At 73.5% G+C, this 25,573-nt stretch carries 25 protein-coding genes; 18 read left to right on the top strand and 7 right to left on the bottom strand.

Annotated features, from left to right (window positions below):
* Positions 1-149: 149 nt before the first annotated feature.
* On the top strand, positions 150-1,544 hold the full coding sequence (locus ACFYXU_RS08575; protein ID WP_376514719.1) for an aminotransferase class V-fold PLP-dependent enzyme: 1,395 nt from the start codon (positions 150-152) through the stop codon (positions 1,542-1,544).
* A 72-nt stretch (positions 1,545-1,616) separates the two neighbouring features.
* On the opposite strand, the gene ACFYXU_RS08570 is transcribed toward ACFYXU_RS08575, so the two are convergent.
* Positions 1,617-1,898, bottom strand: coding sequence for an Lrp/AsnC family transcriptional regulator (locus tag ACFYXU_RS08570; protein WP_017238849.1), 282 nt, complete (start codon positions 1,896-1,898; stop codon positions 1,617-1,619).
* Positions 1,895-2,629, bottom strand: a complete 735-nt coding sequence (locus ACFYXU_RS08565) for a rhomboid family intramembrane serine protease (RefSeq protein WP_376514722.1) — start codon at positions 2,627-2,629, stop codon at positions 1,895-1,897. Before ACFYXU_RS08565 ends, ACFYXU_RS08570 begins: the two co-directional genes overlap by 4 nt.
* A gap of 160 nt (positions 2,630-2,789) precedes the next feature.
* Between ACFYXU_RS08565 and ACFYXU_RS08560 the strand changes: the two genes are divergently transcribed.
* The 5 genes from ACFYXU_RS08560 (at position 2,790) to ACFYXU_RS08540 (ending at position 8,187) form a co-directional block, all read left to right on the top strand.
* Positions 2,790-3,032 (top strand): hypothetical protein, encoded by a 243-nt coding sequence (locus tag ACFYXU_RS08560; protein WP_055644001.1) that lies wholly within the window; start codon positions 2,790-2,792, stop codon positions 3,030-3,032.
* Positions 3,033-3,065: 33 nt separating this feature from the next.
* Positions 3,066-4,430, top strand: a complete 1,365-nt coding sequence (locus tag ACFYXU_RS08555) for an NYN domain-containing protein (RefSeq protein WP_329856795.1) — start codon at positions 3,066-3,068, stop codon at positions 4,428-4,430.
* A 257-nt stretch (positions 4,431-4,687) separates the two neighbouring features.
* Positions 4,688-5,719 (top strand): NlpC/P60 family protein, encoded by a 1,032-nt coding sequence (locus ACFYXU_RS08550; protein ID WP_329856936.1) that lies wholly within the window; start codon positions 4,688-4,690, stop codon positions 5,717-5,719.
* A 195-nt stretch (positions 5,720-5,914) separates the two neighbouring features.
* Positions 5,915-6,949 carry an NlpC/P60 family protein gene (locus ACFYXU_RS08545; protein WP_389456980.1) on the top strand — a complete coding sequence of 345 codons (1,035 nt, stop codon included), beginning with the start codon at positions 5,915-5,917 and terminating at the stop codon, positions 6,947-6,949.
* 23 nt (positions 6,950-6,972) lie between these two features.
* Positions 6,973-8,187: a hypothetical protein gene (locus tag ACFYXU_RS08540; RefSeq protein ID WP_389456978.1), complete on the top strand. Its 1,215-nt coding sequence runs from the start codon at positions 6,973-6,975 to the stop codon at positions 8,185-8,187.
* On the opposite strand, the gene ACFYXU_RS08535 is transcribed toward ACFYXU_RS08540, so the two are convergent.
* On the bottom strand, positions 8,184-8,741 hold the full coding sequence (locus ACFYXU_RS08535) for a PadR family transcriptional regulator (protein WP_389456976.1): 558 nt from the start codon (positions 8,739-8,741) through the stop codon (positions 8,184-8,186). The genes ACFYXU_RS08540 and ACFYXU_RS08535 overlap by 4 nt on opposite strands.
* Positions 8,742-8,843: 102 nt before the next feature.
* Between ACFYXU_RS08535 and ACFYXU_RS08530 the strand changes: the two genes are divergently transcribed.
* Positions 8,844-10,181 carry an MATE family efflux transporter gene (locus ACFYXU_RS08530; protein ID WP_389456974.1) on the top strand — a complete coding sequence of 446 codons (1,338 nt, stop codon included), beginning with the start codon at positions 8,844-8,846 and terminating at the stop codon, positions 10,179-10,181.
* On the opposite strand, the gene ACFYXU_RS08525 is transcribed toward ACFYXU_RS08530, so the two are convergent.
* The gene (locus tag ACFYXU_RS08525) at positions 10,142-11,404 is read right to left on the bottom strand and encodes a glycosyltransferase 87 family protein (protein WP_389456971.1); all 1,263 of its coding nucleotides are present in this window, start codon (positions 11,402-11,404) and stop codon (positions 10,142-10,144) included. The two genes, ACFYXU_RS08530 and ACFYXU_RS08525, sit on opposite strands and share 40 nt — an antisense overlap.
* Positions 11,405-11,503: 99 nt before the next feature.
* Here ACFYXU_RS08525 and ACFYXU_RS08520 point away from each other — a divergent pair, with 99 nt between their 5' ends.
* Positions 11,504-12,646 (top strand): glycosyltransferase family 4 protein, encoded by a 1,143-nt coding sequence (locus tag ACFYXU_RS08520; RefSeq protein WP_376514731.1) that lies wholly within the window; start codon positions 11,504-11,506, stop codon positions 12,644-12,646.
* A 66-nt stretch (positions 12,647-12,712) separates the two neighbouring features.
* Here ACFYXU_RS08520 and ACFYXU_RS08515 read toward each other — a convergent pair whose 3' ends face one another.
* Positions 12,713-14,509: an AMP-dependent synthetase/ligase gene (locus tag ACFYXU_RS08515; protein WP_389456969.1), complete on the bottom strand. Its 1,797-nt coding sequence runs from the start codon at positions 14,507-14,509 to the stop codon at positions 12,713-12,715.
* A 267-nt stretch (positions 14,510-14,776) separates the two neighbouring features.
* On the opposite strand from ACFYXU_RS08515, the gene ACFYXU_RS08510 reads away from it, so the two are divergent.
* The 6 genes from ACFYXU_RS08510 (at position 14,777) to ACFYXU_RS08485 (ending at position 20,044) form a co-directional block, all read left to right on the top strand.
* Entirely contained in the window at positions 14,777-15,532 is a 756-nt protein-coding gene (locus ACFYXU_RS08510; protein WP_376514742.1) for a metallophosphoesterase, read from the top strand.
* 90 nt (positions 15,533-15,622) lie between these two features.
* Positions 15,623-16,063 (top strand): SRPBCC family protein, encoded by a 441-nt coding sequence (locus ACFYXU_RS08505; RefSeq protein WP_389408242.1) that lies wholly within the window; start codon positions 15,623-15,625, stop codon positions 16,061-16,063.
* A gap of 426 nt (positions 16,064-16,489) precedes the next feature.
* The gene (locus ACFYXU_RS08500) at positions 16,490-17,614 is read left to right on the top strand and encodes an ArsA family ATPase (RefSeq protein ID WP_389456967.1); all 1,125 of its coding nucleotides are present in this window, start codon (positions 16,490-16,492) and stop codon (positions 17,612-17,614) included.
* A gap of 44 nt (positions 17,615-17,658) precedes the next feature.
* A complete protein-coding gene (locus ACFYXU_RS08495) occupies positions 17,659-18,204 on the top strand; it encodes a DUF5304 domain-containing protein (RefSeq protein ID WP_376514739.1) in 546 nt (181 codons plus the stop codon).
* A gap of 66 nt (positions 18,205-18,270) precedes the next feature.
* Positions 18,271-19,212, top strand: a complete 942-nt coding sequence (locus ACFYXU_RS08490; RefSeq protein WP_329856778.1) for an ROK family glucokinase — start codon at positions 18,271-18,273, stop codon at positions 19,210-19,212.
* A 73-nt stretch (positions 19,213-19,285) separates the two neighbouring features.
* Positions 19,286-20,044, top strand: a complete 759-nt coding sequence (locus ACFYXU_RS08485) for an endonuclease/exonuclease/phosphatase family protein (protein WP_389408244.1) — start codon at positions 19,286-19,288, stop codon at positions 20,042-20,044.
* Between the two features lie 96 nt (positions 20,045-20,140).
* On the opposite strand, the gene ACFYXU_RS08480 is transcribed toward ACFYXU_RS08485, so the two are convergent.
* Complete coding sequence (locus ACFYXU_RS08480; RefSeq protein WP_384574666.1) at positions 20,141-20,809, bottom strand: hypothetical protein; 669 nt, start codon at positions 20,807-20,809, stop codon at positions 20,141-20,143.
* Entirely contained in the window at positions 20,802-21,584 is a 783-nt protein-coding gene (locus ACFYXU_RS08475) for an alpha/beta hydrolase (protein WP_389456965.1), read from the bottom strand. The genes ACFYXU_RS08480 and ACFYXU_RS08475 overlap by 8 nt, the downstream gene beginning before the upstream one ends.
* Before the next feature lie 188 nt (positions 21,585-21,772).
* Here ACFYXU_RS08475 and ACFYXU_RS08470 point away from each other — a divergent pair, with 188 nt between their 5' ends.
* The 4 genes from ACFYXU_RS08470 to ACFYXU_RS08455 all read left to right on the top strand — a co-directional run bounded on the left by ACFYXU_RS08470 (position 21,773) and on the right by ACFYXU_RS08455 (position 25,487).
* Positions 21,773-22,504 carry a lysophospholipid acyltransferase family protein gene (locus tag ACFYXU_RS08470; RefSeq protein ID WP_376512093.1) on the top strand — a complete coding sequence of 244 codons (732 nt, stop codon included), beginning with the start codon at positions 21,773-21,775 and terminating at the stop codon, positions 22,502-22,504.
* A gap of 34 nt (positions 22,505-22,538) precedes the next feature.
* Entirely contained in the window at positions 22,539-23,750 is a 1,212-nt protein-coding gene (gene macS, locus ACFYXU_RS08465) for a MacS family sensor histidine kinase (protein ID WP_389456963.1), read from the top strand.
* Positions 23,751-23,770: 20 nt separating this feature from the next.
* A complete protein-coding gene (locus ACFYXU_RS08460; protein WP_389457567.1) occupies positions 23,771-24,418 on the top strand; it encodes a response regulator in 648 nt (215 codons plus the stop codon).
* A gap of 70 nt (positions 24,419-24,488) precedes the next feature.
* Entirely contained in the window at positions 24,489-25,487 is a 999-nt protein-coding gene (locus ACFYXU_RS08455; RefSeq protein ID WP_329856769.1) for a 2-hydroxyacid dehydrogenase, read from the top strand.
* Positions 25,488-25,573: the final 86 nt, after the last annotated feature.

Below are 25,573 nucleotides of genomic sequence, written 5' to 3'. Positions count from 1 at the left end.
AGCGTTGTCTCGTGAGCAAGCGAATGCGTTAGGGCCCTTCCGGCCCCTCTTCCCCTCAACACCCGTATGTGGCGCCGCCCTTCGCGCGCTTCCGCCCTGCGGGCCCCTTCACGCCTTTTCGCGCCCCTTTTATGCCGGGAGATACCGCCATGTCCGCACGCCCGAACACCGCCACCGTCGACACCGCCGCCGCCGAGTCCGCCGACCCCTGCTGCGACGCCCCGCTGCCGGTCCTCGGCCGGGACGTCACCGTCCCGCTCGTCACCGGTGGCGAGGTCAGCTACGCGGCGCTCGACTACGCGGCCAGCGCGCCGGCCCTCCAGCGGGTCTGGGACGACGTGGCCGCGTACGCCCCCTACTACGGCAGCGTGCACCGGGGCGCCGGCTACCTCTCCCAGCTCTCCACCGACCTCTTCGAGAACAGCCGCGCCACCGTCGCCGAGTTCCTCGACTGCCGCGACGGCGACCAGGTCGTCTTCACCCGCTCCACCACCGACTCGCTGAACCTGCTCGCCGCCGCGATCCCGGCCGGCTGCCAGGTCTTCGTCTTCGAGACCGAGCACCACGCCTCGCTGCTGCCCTGGCGGGACGCCCGCGTCACCTACCTCAACGCGCCGCGCACCCCGGAGCAGGCCGTCGCGACCCTGGAGCGGGCCCTCGCCGACCGCGACCCGTACGGTCCGGCCCTGGTCTGCGTCACCGGCGCCTCCAACGTCACCGGTGAGCTGTGGCCGGTGAAGGAGCTCGCCGCCGCCGCGCACGCCCACGGCGCCCGGATCGTGCTCGACGCCGCCCAGCTCGCCCCCCACCACCCGGTCTCGGTGCGCGAGCTCGACGTGGACTGGGTCGCCTTCTCCGGGCACAAGCTGTACGCGCCCTTCGGCTCCGGCGTCCTCGCCGGCCGCGCCGACTGGCTCCAGGATTCCGAGCCCTACCTCGCGGGCGGCGGCGCCTCCCGCAAGGTGGCCCGCCGGGCCGACGGTGGTGTGGACGTGGAGTGGCACACCACCGCGGCCCGGCACGAGGCGGGTTCGCCGAACGTGATCGGCGTCTACTCGATCGCCTCCGCCTGCAAGGCGCTCACCGAGGCCGGCTTCGACTCCCTCGTCGCCCGCGAGCGGCACCTGATCGACACCGTCCGCGCGGGCCTGGCCGAGGTGCCCGAGGTGCGGGTGCTCTCGCTCTTCGGCGACGACGCGCCCCGCGTCGGCGTCATCTCCTTCGTCGTGGAGGGCTGGAACAGCTCCCACTTCGCCGCCGCGCTCTCCGCCGAGTACGGCATCGGGGTCCGCGACGGCCTCTTCTGCGCCCACCCGCTGGTCCGCACGCTGCTCGGCAGCGACCCGCAGGACCCGGGCGAGTGCGGCGCCCCGGAGGCCGCCCCGGGGGAGCGCTCGCTCAACGCCATCCGGGTGAGCTTCGGCGCCGGTACGCCGGACGAGCACGTGGAGCGTTTCGTCGGCGCCGTGAAGGAGCTCGTGCGGGACGGCGCGCAGTGGAAGTACCGCACCGAGGACGGCCGCTGCGTCCCGGACCGCGGCTGATCGGTCACTCGTACGGGTGAAGGGGGCCTCCCGGTCGGGAGGCCCCCTTCGGCCGTGCTCGGGTGCCCGGTGTCAGGACTCCAGGCCGATGGCGAAGGCCGCCTCCAGGTCGTGCTGGGAGTACGTCCGGAACGCGACGTGCGTGTCCGTGGCCTCGACGCCGGGGATCTTGCTGATGCGGCCGGGGATGACGTCGGCGAGGTCGTCGTGGCGCGGGACCCGGACCATGGCGATCAGGTCGTACGTACCGGTGACCGAGAAGACCTCGCTGACGCTGTCGAGCGCGGCGATCGACTCGGCGATCTCGGGGATGCGGTCCACGCTGGTCTTGATGAGCACGATCGCGGTGATCACGGCTGGCTTTCTCCCTCGGTCGCCGCGGCTGGGGCTTTCACTCTATCCCCACCGCGGAACCGCCCCCAGGCGTAGAGGAACCCGACGGAGAAGCCCACCACGTGGGCCAGATAGGCGACGCCCGGTCCGGCGCCCGCGGCCCGCGCGGCCATCCACTGGAGCGTGAACCAGAAGATCAGCACGATCCAGGCGGGGAAGCGCAGCGGCAGGAAGAACAGGAAGGGGAAGAGGCTGGTGACCCGGGAGCGCGGGAAGAGGAAGAGGAACGCCCCGAGCACCGCGGAGATCGCCCCCGAGGCGCCGACCAGGGTCTGCTCGCTGTCCGCGTGCGCCACCGCGTACCCGAGCAGGGCGATGTAGCCGGTCCCCAGGTAGAAGAGGCAGAACTCGACGGGCCCCATGCGCTCCTCGGCCATCGCGCCGAAGACGTACAGGAAGAGCATGTTTCCCAGCAGGTGGAGCCAGCTGCCGTGGACGAAGAGCGCGGTCAGCGGGGTGAGCAGGGCGCGCGGATCGCCGTTCATCAGCTCGGCGGGGACGACGCCCCAGCGGCGGAAGTAGTCGCTCTGGGCGGCGAGGAGCGTGTCACCGGTGCCGTATCCCGGGTTCATCCCGGAGACCGGGCTGATCACGAAGAGCAGGCAGCAGGCGGCGATCAGTGCGTACGTCACGGTGGGTCCGCCGCGGGTGCCCCGCCAGGCCCCGAGCGCCGCGCCTCGCCAGTCGATCATGGACAGATCATGGCGTACCGGGGCCGAAGTGGACAGAGTGCCTCGCCGTGCCCGGCCCTCCCCGTGAGGCCTTAGGGTTACGGGCACCACCGACCGCAGTTCGACGGCGCACCGCGGCTCCCGCACCTGGCACCACGCAACAGGAAGAAGGACGGCACCGATGACGACGGTTCCCCTGCCGACCGACGAGACCCGCTGGCGCTGCACGCTCTGCGGCAACCTGACCCGCTTCGACGTCACGCGCTCCTCCAAGGTCGTCGAGTACGTCCATCTGGACCTGGCCGGAGACCCGACGGTCGAGGAGCGGCAGGTGGTCAGTGAGACCATCGAGTCGGTCCGCTGTCGCTGGTGCAACGCGGTGGACCAGATCGAACTGGTGGACAGGCCGGGCGCCGCCTCCTGAGGGACGGCGCGGACGACATAGGGGTGACGGATCGTGGAGCAGCCCGCGCACGGTGGTGAGCCGGCCGGCGCGGCAGGTGACGCTGCCGAGACGCTCGACCACCCGCTGCCGGAAGGCGTACGGCGGCGGGTCGTCGCGCTGGTCGCGGACGCCTTCGGCGGGCTGACCGTCGCGGAGCTGCCCGCGCCCCTGCGGCAGTACGCCCGCTTCACCGCGAGCCGGCGGGCCAAGTTCGCCGGCAACGCGATGGCCGCCGCGCTGGAGAGCGACCCGCTCTTCCGGCAGCGGATCGGCGAACGGTTCAAGCAGGGCGAGCCCGAGCTGGCCGGTGCGGTGGAGACCGGCACCCCGCCCGCGGCCGCCGACCCCGTCGACGTGGCGGCGGCGGCCTACGTGCTGCGCCCGCCGGGCTGGGTCAAGCTGGTCGCCGCCGCCGGCGAGGAGGCGCAGCGCGCCGACGCCGAGCGCGCCGACGAGGCGGGCCGGCGCGAGCTGGAGCGGCTCCGGGAGGAGCTCGCCGCCGCCCAGGACCGTTCCCGGGGCGAGAGCGAGCAGCTCCGGCGCGATCTGGACGCCGCCCGCAAGGAAGCGGAATCGCTTCAGCGCAAGCTGCGCAGCGCCCAGAGCGACGTCAAGCGCGGCGAGGCGGCGCTGCGCAAGGTCCACGGCGAGATCGAGACCGCGCGCGCGGAGTCGGCGGCGCAGGTCTCGGCCGCCGAGAGCGAGTCCCGGCGGCTCAAGGCCCGGCTCGGCGAGGTCGAGGCGGCCCTGGAGGCCAGCCGCAGGACCGCCCGCGAGGGGCGCTCGGTGGAGGACATGCGGCTGCGGCTGCTGCTCGACACCGTCCTCGACGCGGCCCAGGGACTGCGGCGCGAACTCGCCCTGCCGCCCGTCTCGGTGCACCCGGCGGACACCGTGGACGCGGTGGAGCCGGGGCGGATGTCCCCGAAGGACATCGCGGCGCGGGCGCTCTCCGAGACGGACCCGGCGCTCCTCGACCAGCTGCTGGCGCTGCCCCAGGCGCATCTGGTGGTCGACGGCTACAACGTCACCAAGACCGGCTATCCGACGATGCCCCTGGAGAAGCAGCGGCTCCGGCTGCTCGGCGGGCTCTCGGGCCTGGCGGCCCGCTCGGGCGCCGAGGTCACCTGTGTCTTCGACGGGGCGGAGCTGGCGGCCCCGGTGCTGCTGGCGCCGCCGCGCGGGGTCCGGGTGCTGTTCTCCAAGCCGGGGGTCACGGCGGACGAGTTGATCCGGCAGCTGGTCAGGGCGGAGCCGCCGGGGCGGCCGGTCGTGGTCGTCTCGACCGACCGCGAGGTGGCCGACGGCGTCGCGAAGGCGGGGGCGCGGCCGGTGGCGTCCGCCTTGTTGCTGAAGCGGCTTTCGCGCCTCTCGTGACACATCGCAAGTCCTGGGCGTTATGCCCGGATTCTGGATGGCGCACCGTCAAGTGCCCATCACGGGCCGTGTGATGTGTGTAAATAAAGTGGTGTGTGGGCGAGATTTTTGCCAGTGGGATTTGAACTGATCACAACTTGGTCACTAGGGTCGGGCTTCGAACCTTCGCGCGGTTGATCACCCATCCGGGGTGGCGGCGGAGGAACCGCCTGCCCGTGACCGGTTGGGCGGCTCTGAGGAAGAAGGAGCTCGCCTTCGTGGCGTCCCACCGTCGTCCCAAGCAGCCGAGCCGAACCCGTGTGACCGTGTTCACCGCGGCCGCGGCCGCAGCAGTCGCTCTCTCCGCCCAGTCCGGTGCCCAGGCCGCTCCCGCGCAGCCGAAGATCGACGACGTCAAGTCGAAGGTCGACAAGCTGAACCACGAGGCCGAAGAGGCCACGGAGCAGTACAACCTCGCCGACGAGCGCCGCGGCAAGCTTCAGAAGGAGATCGGCCAGCTCCAGGACAAGGTGGCCCGCGGTCAGGAGGAGCTCAACACCCTCCGCGACCAGATCGGTTCGGTCGCCAGCGCCCAGTACCGCTCCGGCGGCATCGACCCGGCGCTCCAGCTCTTCCTCTCCGCCGACCCGGACACCTACCTCGACAAGGCGTCCGCGATCGACCAGCTCAGCGCCCAGCAGGCCGACGTGCTGACCTCGATCCAGGCCAAGCAGCGCACGCTCGCCCAGGAGCGGGCCGAGGCCACCGCGAAGCTGTCCGACCTCGAGGACGTCCGCAAGACGCTCGGCGAGAAGAAGAAGAAGTTCCAGGGCAAGCTCGCCGAGGCCCGCAAGCTCCTGAACACCCTGACCGCCGAGGAGCGCTCCAGGATCCAGGAGAAGGAGCAGCGCGCCAGCCGCGCGGCCGGCGAGCGCGTGAACCTGGGCAACGAGGTCCCGGCCTCGCAGCGCGGTGCCGCCGCCCTGGCCGCCGCCGCCACCCAGATCGGCAAGCCGTACGCCTCCGGCATGGAGGGCCCCAACTCGTACGACTGCTCGGGCCTGACCCAGTGGGCCTACGGCCAGGCGGGCGTCGACCTCACCCGCACCACGTACACCCAGCAGAACGACGGCGTGAAGATCGGCCGCAGCCAGCTCAAGCCGGGCGACCTGGTCTTCTTCAACAGCCTCCAGCACGTGGGCCTGTACGCGGGCAACAACACGGTCCTGCACGCCCCGTACCCGGGCGCCTACGTCCGCTACGAGTCGATGAACACCCTCGGCTCGTTCATGTTCGGCGTCCGCATCTGACGCACGCCGACCCGCTCCGCCCTGCCGCCCGAACGGGTGGTTCGCGGTGACACGCGCTGACCTGACGCCCCGCCGGTGACCTGTGTTCTCCGGCGGGGCGTCACTTTGTGTGCCCGGCGCCTTCGTTGGACGAGGAGTGATCAGCGGCTACTGTCTGCCGCGCCAGTCTGCGTCGAGCCGAACGGAGCGCGATCCGTGGCGTCCCACCGCCGACCCGCCCGGGTCACCGTCCTCACCGCCGCCGCCGCGGCCACCGCGGCGGCGTCCCTCGGCGCCGTCCCCGCGAGCGCCGACCCCGGGGCGACGCCCGCGTCCACCCGCGCCACCGTCGACCGCCTCTTCGAGGAGGCCGAGCAGGCCACCGAGGGCTACAACCGGGCGGACGAGAAGACGGACGCGCTGCGCCGGACGGTCTCCCAGGCGCAGGACAGCCTCGCCCGCGGCCAGGAGCGCATCAACCGCATGCGGGGCGCGCTTGGTTCGGTCGCCGGAGCCCAGTACCGCTCCGGCGGCATCGACCCCGCCCTCGCCCTGCTGCTCTCCTCCGACCCGGACAGCTATCTGGACCGGGCCACCGCCCTGGACCGGATCACCGCCCGCCAGACCGCCGAGCTCGGCGAACTGCGGCGCGCGCAGCGCGCCCTGGACCAGAAGCGGACCGAGGCCCGCACGGCCCTCGCCGAACTGGAGGCGAGCCGGGTGGAGGTCGCCCGACACAAGCGCACCGTGGAGCGGAAGCTCGCCGAGGCCCGCCGGGTGCTCGCCTCCCTCACCGTCGAGCAGCGCGCCGACTACGACCGCGCCTCCCGCACCGGCGAACGCGCGGGCGGGTCCGCCGCCGGGGGCCCCGCCGAGGAGCTGCCGCAGCTCGCCGCGCTCGGTCCGTCACGGGCCGCCGCCGCGGTGCTGGCCGCCCGCAGCGCCATCGGCAGGCCGTACGTGTGGGGGGCCACCGGCCCGTCCGCCTTCGACTGCTCGGGCCTGATGGTCTGGTCGTACCGCCAGGCCGGGATCAGCCTGCCGCGCACCTCCTCGGCGCAGCGCCACGCGGGCCGCCAGGTGCCGCTCTCGCAGGCGCAGCCGGGCGACCTCGTCACGTACCGCGGCGACGCCAGCCACGTGGCGATCTACGCCGGGAACGGCCAGGTCATCCACGCCCCCTACCCGGGCGCCCGGGTCCGCTACGACCCGGTGAACATGATGTCCCACGTCACCGTGACCCGGGTCTGACGCTTCCGCTTACGATCGGGGGCGTGGCTTTTCGACCGGGTGGAGCGGTGCGCGGCGCGGCGGCGGTGCTGCCGGCCGTGCTGCTCGTCCTCGGCGGATGCGCGGCCCCCGCCCCGGCCGGCCCGTCCTCCCAGGAGATCCAGGGCCTCCTCGACCGGCACGCCCGGGCGCTCCTCGCCCGCGACGAGCCCGGCTACCTCGCGGCCCTCGACCCCGCGCTCGCGCCGGCCGCGCGCACCGAGTTCGACCGGCTCGCGACGATCCCGCTGGGCGGCTGGTCCTACACCGTCACCGACGTCGACCGGACGGGGGAGGGCCGGGCCACCGCGCGGGCCGAGCTCGGCTACCGGATCAAGGGCTACGACTCCGGGTCCGCCACCACCGAGCGGGTCCTGGACCTCGCCGAGCGGGACGGCCGCTGGTACGTGACCGGGGACCGCGCCGCCGAGAGCGCCCCGCAGCAGCTGTGGCAGCAGGGCGAGGTCACGGCCGTGCCCGGCACGCACAGCCTCGTCCTCGGCGTGGGGCAGAGCCGGGACCGGCTGCGGGAGATCGCGGCGGCCGCGGACCGGGCGGTGCCCGCCGTGGGGGACGCCTGGCACGGGAAGTGGGCGGGCCGGGTCGTCGTCCTCGTGCCCGCCTCGATCGACGCCATGGGACGGCTCCTGGGCGGCCCGGCCGACTCCTACCGGGGCATGGCGGCCGTCACCACCGGCCGGGCGGGCGGCGGCCCCGCGGCGCCCGCGGACCGGGTGATCGTGAACCCCGACGCCTACGGGGTCCTCGGCGCGTTCGGCCGGCAGCTGGTCCTCACCCACGAGACCACCCATGTCGCGACCCGCGAACGGACGACTCCGTCCACCCCGGTCTGGCTCTCCGAGGGCTTCGCCGACTGGGTCGCCTACCGGGGGACCGGCCGCACCGCCGGCCAGGCCGCCCCCGAGCTGGGCCGCGCGGTCCGGGCGGGCGACCTTCCGGCCGTGCTCCCCGACGACGCCGCCTTCGCCTTCGGCGGCGACGCGGAGGCCCTGGCCCGGGCCTACGAGGGCGGCTGGCTGGCCTGCGAGCTGATCGCGGACCGCTGGGGCGAGGAGCGGCTGACGGCGTTCTACCGGGCGGTGGGCGCGTACCCGGCGCGCGACGGCGCGGTGGAGAAGGCGCTCCGGGAGGTCCTGGACACCACCCCGGAGGAGTTCACCGCCGACTGGCGGACCTATCTGGGGGAGCGGCTCGGCTAGGCCGTCCGGCCGGGCCGGGTCGGCGAGGCCCGGCGGTCCAGCTCGGCCAGGGCTTCCTTCAGCCAGGCCTTCTCCTCGGTGCCCGTCGCGCGGGCGATCCGCAGCATCCCCTGGCGGAAGAGGTCGGGCTCGCGCTCGACGGTGACCGGGGCGCCGCCCTCGTAGAAGAAGCTGGCGGGGGCGTCCAGGAACGCCTGGCGCCGGCGGAGGACGGCCGCCTGGTCCGCGGCGTCGGGGAGGTGCCGCAGGAAGGCGAGCAGGGTGAAGAAGCGCTGGCCGTCGGTGACCTCGGCGTCCTTGGGGGCGCTCAGCCGGGCGAGGAGCTCCCGGCGCCCCTCGGGGGTGAGCGAGAGCGTGCGGCGCGGGGCCGCGCTCGCGCCCGGCTCCGTACGGCTGTCGACCAGGCCGTTCTTCACGAGCCGGGTGATCGCGGGGTAGAGGGCGCCGTCGCTGACCGGGCGGACGTGGCCGCTCAGGCCGTGGATGCGCTCCTTCAGCTCGTAGCCGTGCAGCGGCTTCTCGTACAGGAAGCCCAGGATCGACAGTTCCAGCACCGGGGGAGCTCTCCTTCGTGCTTGTCGGCGGACCGTCCCCCATGCTACCTCTTTTCGAGGTGCCTCTTTTCGAGGTACATCGAAAAGAGGGGGTTCTTTCGCATGTCCGCGCACCGCCGCACGCTCGTCCGGCTCGCCCGCCCGGTCTACTTCGAGCTCCTCGCCGGCGTCGCCGCCGGGATCATCAACATGATCTGGGTCGCCCGGCTCGGCGGGGACGCCGTCGCGGCCGTCGCCGTCGCCACCAACGTCGAGAACCTGCTCCTCGGCGTCGTCCTCATGGCCGGCTCCGGCACCACCGTCCTCGTCGCCCGCGCCCGGGGCGCCGACGACCCCGGAGCCGTCCGCGCCGCCGTCCGGGGCGGCACCGCCCTCTGCGCCCTGCTCGTGCCGCCCGTGGCCCTCGGCGGATACGCGCTCCGCGACCCGCTCGCCGCCCTCCTGCTCGGCGGCTCCGGCCACCCCGCGCACGCCCTGGCCACCGCCTACTTCGCGATCTCGCTCCCCGGCACGGCCGTCTTCTTCGCCACGAACGTCCTCGACGGGATCCTCAAGGGCGCCGGCGACACCCGCACCCCGATGCGGCTCGCCTTCCTCGCGAACGGACTGATCCTCGTCCTCGACCCGCTGCTCATCCACGCGTACGGGGTGCCCGGCGCCGCCCTCGCCACCGTCACCGGCCGCACCGTCGCCCTCGCCGCCGGACTCCTCGCGCTGCGCCGCGACCCGCTCCTCAGGGCCGCGCGGGCCGCCCGCGCCGCCCTGCCCACGACCGCCGCGCTGCGCCGCACCGCCGCCACCGGACTGCCCATGGCCGTCGACTTCGCCGTCCGCATGGCCGGAGCCCTCGCGCTCGTCTCCGTCGTCGCCCGGCTCGGCGTCACCGAGATCGCCGCCTACGGCATCGCCACCAAGGCCATGTACATGGCCACCATGGCCTTCTACGCCGTCCGGCAGGCCGCCGCCATCCACAGCGCCCACCTCCTCGGCTCCGGCCGGGACGGGCGCCGGGCCGTCGGCCGCCAGGCGCTCCTGCTCGGCGCCGCCCTCGGCGCGGGAGCCGCCGCACTGCTGCTCGTCGGCGCCGGGCCGGTCATGACGGCCTTCGGAGCCGAGCCCGAGGTGGCCCATGCCGGCGCGCTCTTCCTGCGCTGCCTGGGCCCCTACCTGCTGCTCATGGCCGGGTACATCGCGCTCGCCGGAGTCTTCGAGGGCACCGGCGCCAGCCCGTACCTGGCCCGGATCACCGTCGCGGGCGTCCTCCTCCAGCTCCCGCTCGCCCTCGCTCTCTCAGGCGCCGGGCTCCCCGGGATCTGCCTGGCCATGGCCCTCGCCATGGCCGCCCAGTGCGCGGCCCTCGGCCTGCTGCACCGCCGCACGGTCCCGGCCGCCGGGCCCGCTCAGAACGAGCCGGACAGGGCCTTCTCGCGCTCCGGCTGAGTCGCCTGCGCGGGCACCTTCGCGGCCCCGGCGAGCCGCGGCTCCGTCACCGTGTGCCGCCACAGGATCCGGCACGCGAGGAGCGTCGCGGCGATCAGCAGGCCGTTCCGGGTGAACAGCACCGCGATGCCCAGCGGATCGCTCCGCGTCACGTGCGAGAACCACACCGGGAACTCGAACTGCGTCACCGCCGTCGCCCACAGCACCAGGTGCGCGGGCTTCCGCATCCGGCTCGACCGGTAGGCGAGGCACACCGCCGCCAGACCGACCAGCCACAGCATGTACTGCGGGGACAGCACCCGGCTCGTCGTCGTGAACAGCAGCACCGCGACGAAGGCCGCGTCCGCCACCGTCGACGAGACGAACCTCCGCGCCCGGATCCGCCACACCAGCAGCCAGCCGAAGGCGGCGAAGGTGAGCACCAGGGCGGCGGTCGACACCGCGGACACGTACGGGCCGAGGAACTCGATCGAGCCGTAGTTCATCCGCGCCTCGCCCTCCCAGCCGAAGTGCCGGACGACGTGGAAGACCATCGCGCCCAGCGACTCGACCTCGGTGCCCCGGTCGCGCTGGAAACCGAGGAAGGCCAGCGCCCCCGGCATCCACACCACGCAGAACGCCAGCACCGCGGCCGCCGCGCCCACCGCCGCCGGCCAGGAGCGGAACGTCGCCCGCCCCTTCGGGGACCCCGCGAGCAGCAGCACCGGCCACACCTTCAGGACCGCGCCGAAACCGGCCAGCGCGCCCAGCACCCGCGGGCTGCGGCCCGCCGCGAGCAGCGCCATGACCGCTACGGCGGTGACCATCACGTCGTACCGGGCGTACGCGGTCGGGCCGAGCAGCGGGATGCCCGCGAGCCAGAACCAGGCACCCCGCGGCGAGCGGCCCGCGCGGCGGCCCGTGTGGACGAGCAGCCCGAACACCACCGCGTCGCAGAGGAAGGCGAGGACGAAGAAGGCGGAGGGGTAGTCGAGGAACGGCAGCAGGCCCGGGGCGAGGATCGGGAGCGCCGCGGCGGGCGGATACTGCCAGGTGACGTCGTCCAGCGGGTACGTGCCGGTCCGCAGGACCTCGTACCAGCCCTGGTAGATGTCGGAGACGTCGAACGTGATGTCGGGGCCCGGGACCACCACGACCTTGAAGACGCACAGCAGCAGCAGGACCCGGGTGAGGGCCCAGAGACCGAGCGGAAGCCGCAGACCCGTGCGTGATCGATTCCCCACGGCACCCGTCGTCACTGTCGCGTCCCTGTCGTGTCGGCCCGCGGTGGCGGGGCGGTCGTGTTGCCGTGCGATGGATGCGATCGCGTACTGTCGGCCACGATGCACAAGACCCTGATCGTAACCAACGACTTCCCGCCGCGTCCCGGCGGAATCCAGGCCTTCCTGCACAACATGGCGCTCCGCCTGGACCCCGACCGGATCGTGGTCTACGCCTCCACCTGGAAGCGCAGCCGCGAGGGGATCGAGGCGACGGCCGCGTTCGACGCCGAACAGCCTTTCACGGTCGTGCGGGATCGCACCACCATGCTGCTGCCGACCCCCGGGGTCACCGCCCGCGCCACCGCGCTCCTGCGCGAGCACGACTGCGCCTCCGTGTGGTTCGGCGCCGCCGCGCCGCTCGGCCTGATGGCCCCCGCGCTGCGCCGGGCGGGCGCGAAGCGGCTCGTCGCCACCACCCACGGGCACGAGGCGGGCTGGGCCCAGCTCCCCGCCGCCCGGCAGCTCCTGCGCCGCATCGGCGAGGGCACGGACACGATCACCTACCTCGGCGAGTACACCCGCTCCCGGATCGCGACGGCCCTCACCCCGGCCGCCGCCGGCCGCATGGTCCAGCTCCCGCCCGGCGTCGACGAGAAGACCTTCCACCCCGGCTCCGGCGGCGACGAGGTCCGCGCCCGCCTCGGACTCAGCGACCGCCCCGTCGTCGTCTGCGTCTCCCGGCTCGTCCCGCGCAAGGGCCAGGACACCCTGATCAGGGCGCTGCCCCGGATCCTCCGCCGGGTCCCGGACGCCGTCCTCCTGATCGTCGGCGGCGGGCCCTACGAGAAGGACCTGCGCCGCCTCGCCGCCGAGACCGGCGTGGCCGGATCCGTACGGTTCACCGGCGCCGTCCCGTGGGCCGAGCTGCCCGCCCACTACGGCGCCGGCGACGTCTTCGCCATGCCGTGCCGCACCCGGCGCGGCGGCCTCGACGTCGAGGGACTCGGCATCGTCTACCTGGAGGCCTCCGCCACCGGCCTGCCCGTCGTCGCCGGCGACTCCGGCGGCGCGCCCGACGCCGTCCTGGACGGCGAGACCGGCTGGGTGGTCCGCGGCGAGTCCGCCGAGGAGACCGCCGACCGCGTCGCCACCCTCCTCCTCGACCCCGAGCTCCGCGCCCGCATGGGCGAGCGCGGCCGGGCCTGGGTCGAGGAGAAGTGGCGCTGGGACCTGCTCGCCGAGCGGCTGCGCGAGCTGCTCTAGGACAGCCAGGACACACGGAAGGGGCCCGGGACGCTCACGTCCCGGGCCCCTTCCGCGCGTCCACCGCTACACGGTGTAGATCGCCTCGATCTCGTCCGCGAACTCCTTCGCCACCACGTTCCGCTTCAGCTTCAGGGACGGGGTGATGTGGCCCGCCTCCTCGGTGAACTGGGCCGGCAGGATCCGGAACTTGCGGACCGACTCCGCCTTCGAGACCGCGGCGTTGCCGTCGTCGACCGCCCGCTGGACCTCCGCGATCAGGTCGGCGTCGTCGCGGAGGGCGGCCGCCGTCGCGCCGGCCGGCTTGCCGTGCTCGCTCGCCCAGCGCCCCAGGAACTCCTCGTCGATCGTGACCAGCGCGCCCACGAACGGACGCCCGTCGCCGACCACCATGCACTCCGCGACCAGGGCGTGCGCCCGGATCCGGTCCTCGATGACCGCGGGGGCGACGTTCTTGCCGCCCGCCGTCACCAGGATCTCCTTCTTGCGGCCGGTGATCGCGAGGTAGCCGTCCTCGTCGAGCGTGCCGATGTCACCCGTGTGGAACCAGCCGTCCGCGAGCGCCTCGGCCGTCGCCGCCTCGTTGTTCCAGTACCGCGAGAAGATGTGCTCGCCGTGCAGCAGCACCTCGCCGTCGTCGGCGATCCGCACCACCGAGCCCGGCAGCGGCTGCCCGACCGTGCCGATCTTCTGCCGGTCCCAGGGGTTGAACGCGGTCGCCGCGCACGACTCCGTCAGGCCGTACCCCTCCAGCACGGTGAAGCCGATGCCCCGGAAGAAGTGGCCGAGCCGCTCGCCCAGTGGCGCGCCGCCCGAGATCGCGTACTCGCCGCGCCCGCCGAGCACCGCCCGCAGCTTGCTGAAGACCAGCTTGTCGAAGACCTTGTGCTTCAGCCGCAGACCGAGGGACGGACCCTGCGGGGTGCCGAGCGCCCGGCTGTACGCGATGGCCGTGTGCGCGGCCTTGTCGAAGATCTTGCCCTTGCCGTCGGCCTGCGCCTTCGCCCGCGCCGAGTTGTAGACCTTCTCGAAGACGCGCGGCACGCCCAGGATCAGCGTCGGGCGGAAGGAGGACAGCTCGTCCGTGAGGTTCTTGATGTCCGGGACGCAGCCCAGCCGGATCGGCGCCATCACCGACGCGACCTCGACGAGCCGCCCGAAGACGTGCGCGGCCGGCAGGAACAGCAGCACCGAGCACTCGCCCGTGCGGAAGAGGGGCTTCAGCCGCTCCACCACGTTGCCGCACTCGGCGAAGAAGGCCCGGTGGGTCAGGACGCAGCCCTTGGGGCGGCCCGTCGTGCCCGAGGTGTAGACGATCGTCGCCGGGTCGTCGGCGTTCGCCGCCGACATGCGCGCGTCGAGCAGCTCGTCGGAGATGTCCGAGCCGGTCGCGGTGAGCTGGCGGACGGCGTCGTCCTCGATCTGCCAGACGCCCTTCAGCTCCGGGAGCTGCGTGCGCACGGACTCCACCGACTCCACGTGCGCCGCGCTCTCCACGAGCGCCAGCGTCGCGCCCGAGTCGCCGAGGATCCACTGGATCTGCTCCGCCGAGCTCGTCTCGTACACCGGCACGGTCACCCCGCCCGCGCTCCAGATCGCGAAGTCGAGGAGCACCCACTCGTAGCGCGTGCGGGACAGCAGCGCGACCCGGTCGCCCGGCTCCACGCCGGAGGCGATCAGACCCTTGGCGACCCCGCGGACCTCGGCGAGGAACTCCGTGGCCGTGACGTCCGTCCAGACGCCGTCGACCTTGCGCCCCATCACGGCGACGTCTGGATGCTGGGAGGCGTTGCGGCGGATGAGATCCGTCAGGTTGCCGTCCGTGGGGACCTCGTACAGGGCCGGAAGGCTGAACTCGCGCAAGACTGCTGCTCCTCATCGGGCGCCGGCGCCACGGCTCTGTGTGATGCACCGGTGAAGTCCAAGATCGGGCAGGTGCTCAGTGGGGGTGAGCACGACTGGACTGCCCGGACGTTACCCACCAGTACGGGGTTCCCGATAGGGGGTTCCGGCCAGATGTTCCGTGCGTCACACATGCGTGGCGGTGCTCTCCGCACAGTAATCCACCGGTTTCACGACTCCCAAGTAACCGCAGGTGACACCCCCTAAGGTGGGCTCATGCGAGTCCATGTGGTCAGTGACGTACACGGCAACGCCGGCGACCTCGCCCGGGCGGGGGAGGGCGCCGACGCCCTCATATGTCTCGGTGACCTGGTCCTCTTCCTCGACTACGCCGACCACAGCCGGGGCATCTTCCCCGACCTCTTCGGCACCGAGAACGCCGACCGGCTCGTCGAGCTCCGCACCGCGCGCCGCTTCGACGAGGCCCGTGACCTGGGCCGAAGCCTCTGGGCCGGCCTCGACGTCGACCGCGACACCGCCATCGAGGCCGCGGTCCGCCGCCAGTACGCCGAACTCTTCGCCGCCTTCCCCACCCCCACGTACGCCACCTACGGCAACGTCGACATCCCCCGGCTGTGGCCCGAATTCGCCGGTCCGGGGACGACCGTCCTGGACGGCGCGCGGATCGAGCTCGGCGGGCTCGTCTTCGGCTTCGTCGGCGGCGGCCTGCGCACCCCGATGCGCACGCCGTACGAGATCTCCGACGAGGAGTACGCGGCCAAGGTCGAGGCCCTCGGCGACGTCGACGTCCTCTGCTCCCACATCCCGCCGGACGTCCCCGAGCTGACGTACGACACGGTGGCCCGGCGCTTCGAGCGCGGCAGCCGGGCGCTGCTCGACGCCGTCCACCGGGTACGGCCCCGGTACGCCCTCTTCGGCCACGTCCACCAGCCGCTGGCACGCCGCATGCGCATCGGCGCGACCGAGTGCGTGAACGTCGGCCACTTCGCCTCGACCGGCAGGCCCTACGCCCTGGAGTGGTGACGGCGCGGCCACGGGGGCGCGATAGCCTTCCGTCGGCACGTCTGTGCCCCTTTGACTTCCGCCGGACCGCACAGTGGAGGAGCCACCACGATGGCCGAACACACCAGCTCGAGCATCACCATCGAGGCGGCAGCGGCCGACGTCATGGGCGTGATCGCCGACTTCGCCCGCTACCCGGAGTGGACGGGCGAGGTGAAGGAGGCCGAGGTGCTCTCGGCCGACGGGGCCGGCCGCGCGGAGAAGGTCCGGCTGCTGCTCGACGCGGGCGCGATCCGGGACGACCACACCCTCGCGTACACCTGGACCGGGGACAACGAGGTCAGCTGGACGCTGGTCAAGTCCCAGATGCTCCGCTCCCTCGACGGCTCGTACCTCCTCAAGGCCCTCGGCGACGACCGCACCGAGGTCACCTACCAGCTGACGGTGGACGTCAAGATCCCGATGCTCGGCATGATCAAGCGCAAGGCGGAGAAGGTCATCATCGACCGCGCCCTGGCGGGCCTGAAGCAGCGGGTGGAATCCCCGGAGTAGGACCCCGCCGGGTCCGTTGCGGGCGGCCGTGCTCCCGCCGTTGTGGGCCGCGCCCCGCCGTTGTGGGCAGGCGTTCCGCAAGGGGCGGAACGGGTGGGCACAACGGAACGGCGCCCTTGCCGGCGCCAGAGGCTCTTGTGCCCTGACCCGCACCCCGTGCACGGCTACTGGGCGGTGCGGGTCCAGGCCCAGAACGCGGAGGCGCCGCGAGAGGGCGCCGTCCCGTGTGCCCACCCGTCCCGCCCAGCGGGACGATTGCCCACACGGGCAGCGGGCGACGGCCCACACGGGCGCGGGCGACGGGCCCTGACGGACGCGGGCCCACGTGGGCCCGAGGGCGCAGGCCCAAGGGGCGGCCGGCCCCGCACGGGCACGCGCAGCCGGCGGGCACCGCCCCCGCCGCGTCGCCCGGTAACGTTCCCGCGCATGGGGATCATGCTTGTCACCGGACCCGGCGGCGCCGGCCGCACCACCCTCGCCGCCGCCACCGCCCTCTCCGAGGCGAGGGCCGGCCGCAGGGTCCTGCTCGTCTCCGAGGAGGAGGCGACCGTGAGCGACGGGAACCTCCGGTTCCTGCGCCCCCGGCCGGGAGGCGACTTCCGGCGGGAGTTCCTCGACCTCCAGGCACGTTCCTCCGCCGCCCTCGACCTCCTCGGCGCCGCCCCCTTCGAGGAGGCCGAGCTCACCGAGCTCCCCGGAAGCCGCCCGTTCGCCCTGCTGCGGGCCCTGCGCGACGCCGACGCCGGTGACCACGAGCTCGTCGTGGTCGACCTGCCCCCGCTGCCCGAGGCCCTCGCCCTGCTCGCCCTCCCCGGACAGCTGCGCCGCTACCTGCGCCGCCTGCTGCCCCCGGAGCGCCAGGCCGCCCGCGCCCTGCGCCCGATGCTGGCGCAGCTCGCCGGCGTGCCGATGCCCGCGCAGTGGCTGTACGGCACCGCCGCCCGCTGGGAGGACGAGCTCGCCGCCGTCCAGGCCGTGATCGAGGACCCCTCCACCACCGTCCGGCTCGTCCTCGAACCGGGGCCCGCCGCCGCCCGCGCCCTGCGCGACGCCCGGCTCGGCCTCGCCGTCCAGCGCCTCTCCCTCGACGCCGTCGTCGCCAACCGGATCCTCCCGGCGGGCTCCGGCGACCCCTGGCTCGCCGGGCTCGCCGCCGACCAGCACGAGCACCTCGCGGAGCTCCGTACCGCCGAGGTCGCGCTGCACGAGCTGCCCCACCTCGGCCGCGCCCCGCGCGGGGCCGAGGACCTGGTCCGCCTCGCGCCCGCCCGGACCGGCAACCCGGTCCCCGTACCGGAGTGGGCCGTGGAGGACCGGCGAGAACAGGACGGCGTCCTCGTCTGGCACATCCCGCTGCCGGGGGCCGTCAAGGAGGAGCTCTCCCTCGTCCGGAGGGGCGACGAACTGCTCCTGACCGTCGGCGCGTTCCGGCGCGGCGTCCCGCTGCCGGGAGCCCTGCGGCGCTGCACCGTCACCGGCGCGGGGCTCGTCGACGGGGACCTCAGGGTGCGGTTCACGCCCGACCCCGGGCTCTGGCCCCGCACCCCCTGAGGCGGCGTGTACCGTCGAAGTACGCAGCCACTGAGGAGTACGCCATGAGCGATTCGGACGCCTGGGCCAAGGCCTGTGCCGAGGACCTGGAGGCGGAGAGGGCCCGCCGCCGTGCGGGGCGCGCGACCGAGCCGGGCTCGCCCGCGGAGGAGTTCCGCAAGCTCTTCGAGGCCGTGGCCGACAAGGTCTCCGGCGGCCTCGGGACCCCGCTCCTCGGCGGTCAGGCCGCGCAGACCGTGCAGCAGCTCGTCAACCAGGCGAAGGCCGCCGTCGAGCCCGTCATCGAGCGCAACCCGCAGGTCTTCGACCACCTCGCCGCGGCCGGCAGCGAGCTGCTCGCCGCGTACCGCTCGGCCGTCGAGGGCCACGAGAGCCGGTGGACCCGGGGCGGCGCGGGCGGTGCCGTGCCCGACGCGGACGACCCGCGCCGGGACGCGGACGCGCCGCGGGCGGCCGACCGCGCGCCCGAGGACGACCGGCACGACCAGGACCGCAAGGACGACCGTGCGGAGGGCCGTACGGACGACCGCGAGGACGACCGCAAGGACGACGAAGGGCCTGGAACCGGCCAGCACATCGACCTCGACTGACCGGTCGGCCATCTCCCCTCGGGTACGGTGGGCCTTAGCGGGGCTCGACCGAAAACTGAGGGACACATGGGACTCACCATCGGCGTCGACATCGGCGGCACGAAGATCGCGGCCGGCGTGGTCGACGAGGAGGGCAACATCCTCGACACCCACACCGTGCCCACCCCGCCGACCCCCGAGGGCATCGTCGACGCGATCTGCGCCGCGGTCTCCGAGGCCGGCAAGGGGTACCAGATCGAGGCCGTCGGCATCGGTGCCGCGGGCTACGTCGACGACAAGCGCGCCACCGTCCTCTTCGCGCCGAACATCGACTGGCGGCACGAGCCGCTCAAGGACAAGGTCGAGCAGCGGGTCGGCCTGCCCGTCGTCGTCGAGAACGACGCCAACGCGGCCGCCTGGGGCGAGTACCGCTTCGGCGCGGGCCAGGGCCACGAGGACGTCATCTGCATCACCCTCGGCACCGGCCTCGGCGGCGGCATCATCATCGGCAACAAGCTGCGCCGCGGCCGCTTCGGCGTGGCGGCCGAGTTCGGCCACATCCGGGTCGTCCCGGACGGTCTGCTGTGCGGCTGCGGCAGCCAGGGCTGCTGGGAGCAGTACGCCTCCGGGCGCGCGCTCGTCCGGTACGCCCGGCAGCGCGCCAACGCCACCCCGGAGCGCGCGGAGATCCTCCTGGGTCTCGGGGACGGCACCCCGGAGGGCATCGAGGGCAAGCACGTCAGCCAGGCCGCCCGGGCCGGTGATCCGGTCGCCATCGACTCCTTCCGCGAGCTGGCCCGCTGGGCGGGCGCGGGCCTGGCCGACCTGGCCTCGCTCTTCGACCCCTCGGCGTTCATCGTCGGCGGCGGCGTCTCGGACGAGGGCGACCTCGTCCTCGACCCGATCCGCAAGTCCTTCCGGCGCTGGCTGATCGGCGGCCAGTGGCGTCCGCACGCGCAGGTCCTCGCCGCCCAGCTCGGCAACAAGGCCGGCCTGGTCGGAGCCGCGGACCTCGCCCGCCAGGGCTGAGTCCCACCGGCATGTGACGACCGCCCGCCGCGTCCTCTCGGACGCGGCGGGCGGTCGTCGTATGTTGGCCGTCATGGCGATCATTGAGCTGCCCAACTCCCGCACCGAGAACGACGGTTCGGCCGTCCTCCGGGTGCTGAGCTACAACGTCCGCTCGATGCGCGACGACGAGGACGCCCTCGCCCGGGTGATCCGCGCCTGCGCCCCGGACCTCGTCCTCGTCCAGGAGGCCCCGCGCTTCTTCCGCTGGCGCAAACACGCCGCCCGGCTCGCGGCCAAGAGCGAGCTCGTCGTCCTGAGCGGCGGCGCCACCGCGGCCGGGCCGCTGCTGCTCTGCTCCCTGCGGGCCACCGTGGAGCGGACCGAGGACGTGCTGCTGCCGCTCACCCCGGGCCTGCACCGGCGCGGCCTCGCGACCGCCGTCGTCCGCTTCGGCGGGGCCAGGCTCGGGCTCGTCAGCTGCCATCTGAGCCTGCGGAAGGACGAGCGGTACGCCCAGGCGGGGATGGTCCTCGACCGGGTCGCCGCCCTCGGCACCCCGCACGTGCTCGTCGCCGGCGACCTGAACGAGCGCCCCGGGGGCCCCGCCTTCAGCCGCCTCACGAAGGAGCTGCGGGACGGCTGGGAGGTCAGCCCCTGGGGCGGCGAGCACACCTCGACCCCCGCCGACCCGCACCAGCGCATCGACGCGATCCTGGCGACCCCGGGCATCGAGTTCCTCGGCTGCGGGGTCCCCACCGGCCTCGACCCGGCGGACCTCAGGGCCGCCACCGACCACCTTCCGGTGCTGGCGGCGATCCGGGTGCCCGCCGCCCGGACCACCGCCTCGTAGGGCTTCGACGGGGCCGGGGCGCGGGACCGCGAGGGCCTGGACGCCCGCCCCACGACCGGGGCGGGCGCGCCGCCCCGGTCGTGGGGCGGCGACGGCCTAGACGACCGCCCCGCGGCCCGGGTCGTCGAAGCCGTCGTCGTCCTCGTCGTCGTGCTTCATCCGGGCCACCAGGGTCGCGAAGCCGCCCAGGAAGCCGCCGACGCAGAGCGTGGTCAGCCACCAGGTCATGTCCCACTGGAGCAGGACCGCGAGCAGCATCAGGACCGGGCCGCCGACGACCCCGAGCCAGGCGAACTTGGCCGTCGCGTCCGCCTCGGGGAGCGGGGGCGGCTCCGGCGGGACGAAGTGGCCCTCGTCGGAGCCGCCCGGCGCGTCATCCGGCTCGGCCGGCGAGTAGTCCCGGGGGCCACCGGCCCGCACCCCGGGCGCGAACACGATCGAGCTGCCGAGCGCGGGCCGCTCGGGGCCCGCCTCCGGGGCCTCGCCCGACTCCGACTCCGGCTCCGACCCCGACTCCGGCACGGGCTCGGCCGGCTTGGGCCTCGGCTTCCAGGTCGTGCCCTTGACGGGCCGGACCTCCGCTCCGCCGCCGTCCTCGTCCGCGTCCTCGGGCTCCGGCAGCGACAGGTTCTCGACCGGCCGGAACGGCTTCGTCCCCGGAGGGTCCGCGGGCTCCTCGCCGTACCCGGCGACGATCGCGGCCCAGGCCGCCTCCTCGTCGATGGGCTGCGGCTCCCGCCCGTCGCCGTCCTGCTGCTCAGCCACCGCTCCTGCTCCCCTTCCCGTCGACCAGATCCGGGGCCAGACGCTCGACGAAGGCCAGGCTCTCGTCGAAGATCCGCTCCGCGTCATGGTCCAACGTCGCCACGTGGTAGCTCTGTTCCAGCAGGATCTCCCGGACGTCCGTCGAGGAGATGCGGGAGAGGATCCGGGCCGAGTCGACGGGCGGCACCACGTGGTCCTCGGGGCTGTGCAGCAGGACGACCGGCTGGGTGACCTGCGGGAGCTGCGCGTCCACCGTCCGGAAGAACTGCCGCAGGGAGTGCGCGGCGTGCAGCGGCACCCGGTCGTAGCCGATCTCGACCGAGCCCTCCTTGGCGATGTCGCTGGCGATGCCCTTGGTGGAGGGGACCAGGTGCCGCACGACGGGCAGCGCGTGCGAGGCGAGGCCGTGCACCTTGTTGCCCGGGTTGACGAGGACGATGCCCCGCACCGCGTCGCCGTGCTGGGCGGCGAGCCGCAGGGTCAGGGCCCCGCCCATGGAGAGGCCGAAGACGAAGACGGTCCGGCACCGCTCCCGCAGCTCGCGCAGCGCCCGGTCCACCTCCGCGTACCAGTCGTGCCAGGTGGTCAGCTGCATGTCCTGCCAGCGGGTGCCGTGGCCGGGCAGCAGCGGCAACGAGACCGACAGACCGCGCTCGGCCAGGTACTCGGCCCACGGGCGCAGCGACTGCGGGGAACCGGTGAATCCGTGACAGAGAAGGACGCCGACCTCTCCGCCCTCATGGCGGTACGGCTCGGCTCCGGGAGGGACCGGCACCGGGGTCTCCTGTTCGGTTGCGACTCCGGCGTCCTCGGGGTGCGCCGGAGCGACGGCGATGGGGAAGGACCTTCACGGTACGCGACCGGACCGACACCGACCAGGGCCGTAGCGGGGGCCGTACGCCGGTACGGGATAAAGTCGTGGCGACGGCACACGGAAGGCATGGCGAGTTGATCTACGGCGCAATGAAGTTCTCCATCGGCGGGTCCCTGAAGCTTGCCTTCCGGCCCTGGGTGGAGGGTCTGGAGAACATCCCCGCCGAGGGACCCGCGATCCTCGCCAGCAACCACCTGTCCTTCTCGGACTCCTTCTTCCTCCCCGCCGTCCTGGACCGCAAGGTCACCTTCATCGCCAAGGCCGAGTACTTCACCACCCCGGGGGTGAAGGGCAAGCTCACCGCGGCCTTCTTCAAGGGCGTCGGCCAGCTCCCGGTGGACCGCTCGGGCGCCCGGGGCGCGGGCGAGGCGGCCATCAAGGCCGGCATCGAGGTCATCGAGGGCGGCGGGCTCTTCGGGATCTACCCCGAGGGCACCCGCTCGCCCGACGGCCGCCTCTACCGGGGCAAGCCCGGCGGTCTGGCGCGCGTGGCCCTGGCCACCGGCGCGCCCGTGATCCCGGTGGCCATGATCGACACCGAGAAGATCCAGCCGCCCGGCAAGGTCGTCCCCAAGCTGATGCGCCCGGGGATCCGGATCGGCGAGCCGCTGGACTTCACCCGCTACCAGGGCATGGAGGGGGACCGCTTCATCCTCCGCTCGGTGACCGACGAGGTCATGTACGAGATCATGAAGCTGTCCGGCCAGGAGTACGTCGACATCTACGCGACCGCCGCCAAGCGGCAGATCGCGGACGCGGAGAAGGCGGCCAAGGAGGCCGTCAAGGCCGAGATCGCCGCGCGGGAAGAGTCCGGCGCGTAGGACCCCGCGAGGGGTCGTCCGGGGGGTGGGGGAGTTGGCCAAGCGCGAGCGTGTCGTGCGCATGTCGGTCGAGCAGCCGCTGTGGCGTGCGCTGACCGGCTACCGCGTCCTGACGATGGTCTACGCGGTCCTGCTGGTCGTCTTCGGCCGGGAGCGGTACGAGCGGCCCTGGATCGCCGTCGTCTACCTGGCGGTGCTCTGCTGCTGGACCCTCGCCACGCTGCCCAAGGTGGCGAACGCGGCCAGCTGCACCAAGCGCTTCCTCGGCGCCGACCTCACCGTCGCGCTCGTCGGCATCCTCCTCACCCCGCTCGCCGACGCCCAGGCCCAGTCGGTCGACGGCCCCACCCTGCCGTCGATATGGACGGCGGGCTCCGTCCTCGCGTTCGCGATCAAGGGCGGCTGGCGCTGGGCCGGCGTCGCCTCCTCGATCGTCGCCGTCGCCAACATCGTCGAGCGCGGGCACCCCAGCCGGGACACCCTGCACAACGTGCTCCTCGTCTGGGTCGCCTCCATCGCCATCGGCTACGTCGTCGAGGTCGCCCGTGCCTCCGAGCGCACCCTCGCCCGCGCCCTGGAGATCGAGGCGGCGACCCGGGAGCGGGAGCGGCTCGCCCGCGACATCCACGACAGCGTCCTCCAGGTCCTCGCGATGGTGCAGCGGCGCGGCACGGCCCTCGGCGGCGAGGCCGCCGAGCTCGGCCGGATGGCGGGGGAGCAGGAGGTGGCCCTCCGCACCCTCGTCGCGGGCGGGCTCACCCGGCCCAGCCTGGTCTCCGAGGACGAGTCCGAGGGCGCCTTCGTCCGGGTCGTCGAGGTGGACGACGAGGAGGACGACGCCACCCCCGTCGACCTCCGCGTGCTGCTCGCCCCGCGCGCCGGGTCCCTGGTCACCCTCTCCGAGCCGGGGGCCCCGGTCCTCATGCCGCCGCCCGCCGCGCGCGAGCTGGCCGGTGCCGTCGGCGCCGCCCTGGACAACGTCCGGGTGCACGCGGGCGAGGGCGCGCACGCGTGGATCCTGATCGAGGACTGGCCGGACGAGGTGATCGTCACCGTCCGGGACGACGGCCCCGGCATCCCCGAGGGCCGTCTCGCCGAGGCCTGGGGCGAGGGCCGGATGGGCGTCGCCCTGTCCATCCGGGGGAGACTGCGGGACCTGGGCGGTTCGGCCGAGCTGATCTCGGTCCCGGGCCAGGGCACGGAAGTCGAGTTGAAGGTCCCACGGGGGAAGGCAGGAGAGAAGTGAGCGAGCAGCGGATCAGGGTGATGGTCGTCGACGACCATCCGATGTGGCGGGACGCGGTCGCCCGCGACCTCGCCGAGGCGGGCCTCGAGGTGGTCGCCACCGCCGGCGACGGGGAGCAGGCCGTGCGCCGCGCGGCCGCGGCCGCGCCCGACGTCCTCGTCCTGGACCTGAACCTGCCGGTCAAGCCCGGCGTCCAGGTCTGCAAGGAGCTCGTCGGCGGCAGGCCCGAGCTGCGGGTCCTCGTCCTCTCGGCGAGCGGCGAGCACGCCGACGTCCTGGAGGCGGTGAAGTCCGGGGCCACCGGCTACCTCCTCAAGTCGGCCAGTACGGAGGAGCTGATCGACGCGGTGCGCCGGACGGCCGTCGGCGACCCCGTCTTCACCCCGGGCCTGGCCGGCCTGGTCCTCGGCGAGTACCGCAGGCTCGCCTCCGAGCCCGCCCCGGCGGCCGGCGCCGACGAGCCGAAGGCCCCGCAGCTCACCGAGCGCGAGACCGAGGTCCTGCGCCTCGTCGCCAAGGGCCTCAGCTACAAGCAGATCGCCGAGCGCCTGGTGATCTCGCACCGCACGGTGCAGAACCACGTCCAGAACACCCTGGGCAAGCTCCAGCTGCACAACCGCGTCGAGCTCGTCCGGTACGCCATCGAGCGGGGACTCGACGACGCCTGAGACGGCCGCGCGCCACGACGGGTCGTATATTCGCCGATATACGGCCCATCGTGACGTTGAGGGGAAACGCGTGGAAATCCTGGCATTCGGCGTACAGGCGGACGAGAAGCCCCTCATCGAGCAGGCCTTCGCGGGACACCACGACGTCCGCTGCGTGAGCGTCTTCCTCAGCGAGGACACCGCCCCCATCGCCGCCGGCTACGAGATCGTCTCCACCAGCGTCAACGCCCATCTGGACCACCGCGTCCTCCAGACCCTCGCGGCCGGCGGCACCCAGATGATCGCCCAGCGCTCCACGGGCTTCAACAACATCGACCTGGAGGTCGCCGAGCGCCTCGGCATCACCGTCGCCCGCGTCTCGTCCTACTCGCCGTACTCCGTCGCCGAGTTCGCCTGGACGCTCGCCCTGGCCGTCAACCGCCGGATCGTCCGCGCCTCCAACCGCACCCGAGACTTCGACTTCCGCCTCGACGGACTGATGGGCCGCGACCTGCGGGGCCGTACCGTCGGCGTCCTCGGCACCGGGAAGATCGGCGAGGCCTTCACCCGGATCGCCCAGGGCTTCGGCATGAACCTGCTCGGCTGGGACGTCGCCGAGAACCCCGTCTGCGCGGCACTCGGCATGGAGTACGTCGACAAGGAACGGCTCTTCGCCGAGGCCGACCTCATCAGCCTCCACGTGCCGCTCCTCCCCGCCACCCGGCACCTCGTCGACGCCGCCGCCCTCAAGACCATGAAGGACGACGCCATCCTGGTGAACTCCAGCCGAGGCGGGCTCATCGACACCGAGGCCCTCGTCACCGAGCTCCGGGCCGGCCGCTTCACCGGTGTCGGCCTGGACGTGTACGAGGCGGAGGCCGGGCTCTTCTTCCTCGACAAGTCCCTGGAGGTCGTCGAGGACGACACCCTGGCCCGCCTGGTCACCTTCCCGAACGTGGTGGTCACCTCCCACCAGGCGTACTACACCGCCGACGCGGTCGGCCAGATCATCGACACCACCCTCCAGAACGTCCTCGACCACATCGCCGGGCGCCGCAGCGAGAACGTCCTGGTCCCGAGGATCCGCTAGGGCGTGTCGTCACACTCCCGTCTGCCCCGCGGCGCCTGGCACGCGCTCTCGCCGCACCGGGCGAAAGCCGAGTACGTCCAGTACGC

The organism is Streptomyces sp. NPDC002232 (assembly GCF_042890295.1).
In the GTDB taxonomy this organism is placed as follows: Bacteria; Actinomycetota; Actinomycetes; order Streptomycetales; family Streptomycetaceae; genus Streptomyces.
The sequence above is the reverse complement of the archived record's forward strand: the minus strand, read 5'-3'. Positions and strand labels throughout refer to the sequence as shown.

Bases quoted from the DNA above. Each gene is read 5' to 3' on its own strand.
- ACFYXU_RS08530 (WP_389456974.1), top strand. From the start codon at position 8,844: ATGTCCGCGCACCGCCGCACGCTCGTCCGGCTCGCCCGCCCGGTCTAC.
- ACFYXU_RS08560 (WP_055644001.1), top strand. From the start codon at position 2,790: ATGACGACGGTTCCCCTGCCGACCGACGAGACCCGCTGGCGCTGCACG.
- ACFYXU_RS08460 (WP_389457567.1), top strand. From the start codon at position 23,771: ATGGTCGTCGACGACCATCCGATGTGGCGGGACGCGGTCGCCCGCGAC.
- ACFYXU_RS08490 (WP_329856778.1), top strand. From the start codon at position 18,271: ATGGGACTCACCATCGGCGTCGACATCGGCGGCACGAAGATCGCGGCC.
- ACFYXU_RS08470 (WP_376512093.1), top strand. From the start codon at position 21,773: ATGAAGTTCTCCATCGGCGGGTCCCTGAAGCTTGCCTTCCGGCCCTGG.
- ACFYXU_RS08495 (WP_376514739.1), top strand. From the start codon at position 17,659: ATGAGCGATTCGGACGCCTGGGCCAAGGCCTGTGCCGAGGACCTGGAG.
- ACFYXU_RS08500 (WP_389456967.1), top strand. From the start codon at position 16,490: ATGGGGATCATGCTTGTCACCGGACCCGGCGGCGCCGGCCGCACCACC.
- ACFYXU_RS08505 (WP_389408242.1), top strand. From the start codon at position 15,623: ATGGCCGAACACACCAGCTCGAGCATCACCATCGAGGCGGCAGCGGCC.
- ACFYXU_RS08520 (WP_376514731.1), top strand. From the start codon at position 11,504: ATGCACAAGACCCTGATCGTAACCAACGACTTCCCGCCGCGTCCCGGC.
- ACFYXU_RS08485 (WP_389408244.1), top strand. From the start codon at position 19,286: ATGGCGATCATTGAGCTGCCCAACTCCCGCACCGAGAACGACGGTTCG.
- ACFYXU_RS08565 (WP_376514722.1), bottom strand. From the start codon at position 2,629: ATGATCGACTGGCGAGGCGCGGCGCTCGGGGCCTGGCGGGGCACCCGC.
- ACFYXU_RS08575 (WP_376514719.1), top strand. From the start codon at position 150: ATGTCCGCACGCCCGAACACCGCCACCGTCGACACCGCCGCCGCCGAG.